The organism is Aminobacter sp. P4_H6_2, assembly GCF_056400805.1.
Map to the genome: position 1 here is coordinate 1 of NZ_JBFUKO010000656.1, position 2,884 is coordinate 2,884.

General features: G+C 64.3%; 2 protein-coding genes. Both read left to right on the forward strand.

Going from position 1 to position 2,884, the window contains the following annotated elements; translation table 11 throughout:
- Positions 1 to 2,295 (forward strand): aminomethyl-transferring glycine dehydrogenase (gcvP, locus tag AC1DUU_RS28145; protein ID WP_476786633.1); only part of this gene is annotated, 2,295 nt, incomplete at its 5' end.
- A gap of 147 nt (positions 2,296 to 2,442) precedes the next feature.
- A partial coding sequence (locus AC1DUU_RS28150) for an ATP-binding protein (protein ID WP_476786634.1) occupies positions 2,443 to 2,884 on the forward strand: 442 nt, incomplete at its 3' end.

Below are 2,884 nucleotides of genomic sequence, written 5' to 3' on the forward strand. Positions count from 1 at the left end.
CATCCGCAGGTCCTCGACGTCGTGCGCACCCGCGCTGAGCCGCTCGGCACCGAGATCGACGGCGAGACCATCGACGACAACACCGCGGCATTGATCGTTTCCTGGCCCGACACCAACGGTGTCTATGGCGACCACAAGGCAGCGATCGAAAAGGCCAAGGCAGTCGGCGCGATCGTCATCTTCGTCTCCGACCCGCTCAGCCTGACGATCACCGACACCCCGGCCAGCCTCGGCGCCGACATCGCCACTGGTTCGATGCAGCGTTTTGGCGTGCCGATGGGCTTTGGCGGTCCGCACGCTGCTTATTGCGCCGTTTCCGACAAGCTCACCCGTCTGATGCCGGGCCGCCTCGTTGGCCAGTCCGTCGACAGCAAGGGCCGTCCCGGTTACCGCCTCGCACTCCAGACGCGCGAGCAGCACATCCGCCGCGACAAGGCGACGTCGAACATCTGCACCGCGCAGGCGTTGCTCGCCAACATGGCCGCGTCCTTCGCCATCTGGCATGGCCCATCGGGCCTGCAGGCGATTGCGGAACGTATCCATGGCCTGACGAGCCGTCTCGCCGAAGGCCTGAAGGCCGCCGGTCTGTCGGTGGTGGGCGACAAGCGCTTCGACACCGTCTCCATCAATGCCATGGGCAAGGCCGAAGCCTTCGCCACTGAAGCAGAGAAGACCGGCCGCCTGTTGCGTGTCATCGACGCCGACCATGTTTCGGTCGCCTTCGACGAGACCTCGACCGTTGCCGACCTCGAAGCGATCGCCGCCCTGTTTGGCGCCAAGGTCGCATCCGAGGCCAAGCGCTCGCTGCCGGGCAAGCCGCGCGGCAAGGAGTTCCTGACCCAGCCGGTGTYCCATGAGAACCGCTCGGAAACCGACATGATGCGCTTGCTGCGCAGGCTGGCCGACAAGGATTTGGCGCTCGACCGCGCGATGATCCCGCTCGGTTCCTGCACCATGAAGCTCAATGCGGCGGCCGAGATGATGCCGGTCAGCTGGCCGTCGGTCGCCAACCTGCATCCGTTCGCGCCGACCAGCCATTCGCTTGGCTACCGCGCGATGACCGACGATCTCGAAGCATGGCTCTGCGAGATCACCGGCTTCGACGCCGTCAGCCTGCAGCCGAACGCCGGCAGCCAGGGCGAATATGCCGGCCTTCTGGCGATCCGCCGCTATCACCATTCGCGTGGTGAGACCCAGCGCAACATCTGCCTGATCCCGTCTTCGGCGCATGGCACCAACCCGGCTAGTGCCGCCATGGCCGGCATGGACGTAGTGGTCGTGCACTGCCTCGACGACGGCGACATCGATGTCACCGACCTCAAGGTCAAGGCCGAGCAGCATGCCGACAAGCTCGCGGCACTGATGTTCACCTACCCCTCGACGCATGGCGTGTTCGAGGAAGGCGCGCGCGACATCTGCGAGATCGTTCATGCGCATGGCGGTCAGGTCTATTTCGACGGCGCCAACCTGAACGCGATGGTCGCACTGTCGCGGCCGGCCGATATCGGCGCCGATGTCTGCCACATGAACCTGCACAAGACCTTCTGCATCCCGCATGGCGGCGGCGGCCCCGGCATCGGCCCGATCGGCGTCAAGTCGCACCTGGCACCGTTCCTGCCCGGTCATGTCGAAATCGGCAGCGCTCACGCGGTCTCCGCGGCTCCCTTCGGCAGCGCCTCGATCCTGCCGATCACCTGGATGTACATCCGGATGATGGGTGCGTCGGGCCTCAAGCAGGCGACGGAACAGGCGATCCTCAACGCCAACTACATCGTCAGCAAGCTCGAGGCGCACTATCCGGTGCTGTTCAAGGGCCGCAACGGGCGTGTCGCGCATGAGTGCATCCTCGACACCCGCGTGCTCAAGGAAACCGCTGGCATCTCGGTCGAGGACATTGCCAAGCGCCTCATCGACTACGGCTTCCACGCCCCGACGATGTCGTGGCCGGTTGCCGGCACGCTGATGGTCGAGCCGACCGAGTCCGAGCCCAAGCACGAGATCGACCGCTTCTGCGCGGCGATGATCGCGATCGCTGGCGAAGCGGCGAAGGTCGAAAAGGGCGAATGGCCGAAGGATGACAATCCGCTGGTAAACGCCCCGCATACTGCGACAGAGACGCTGGTAGGGGATTGGAAGCACCCCTACTCGCGCCTGGAAGCAGCCTATCCGGGCGGCGATCCCGACACTGTGGCCAAGTACTGGCCGCCRGTGTCGCGCATCGACAATGTCGCCGGCGACCGCAACCTGGTCTGCGCCTGCCCGCCGTTGAGCGAGTATCTCGGCGCCGCCGAGTAACAATGTAAGGCTTGCAAGCGCCGGAGCGCCGCGTTACGCGGTTCTCCGGCGCTTTTGCATTTGTACAAAAGGGGAACCAAACTCGCGTTCCCGGCCGATGCATGACACACTCACTGGTGATTCGCAGATTGGATACCTCGCCCGCCCATGGACGATAGCAACGATCTTTTTGGCAGCCTCGATAAGCAGCCTCCCCGCCCCGTTTCCCGCCCGGCGGATCCGTTGGTGCAGGCTGCAGCAGCAGCCAAGCGCCCCGCACCGGCCGTCAAGGATGGCAGCGAAGGTTATGACGCCAGCCACATCGAGGTCCTGGAAGGGCTGGAGCCGGTGCGCCGCCGTCCAGGCATGTATATCGGTGGCACTGACGAAAAGGCGCTGCACCATCTCTTCGCCGAAGTCATCGACAACTCGATGGACGAGGCAGTCGCTGGCCATGCGACCTTCATTGAAGTCGAGCTCGATGCCGAGGGCTTTTTGACTGTCACCGATAACGGCCGCGGCATGCCTGTCGACCCACATCCGAAATTCAAGGACAAGTCGGCGCTCGAAGTCATCATGACGATGTTGCATGCCGGTGGCAAATTCGATT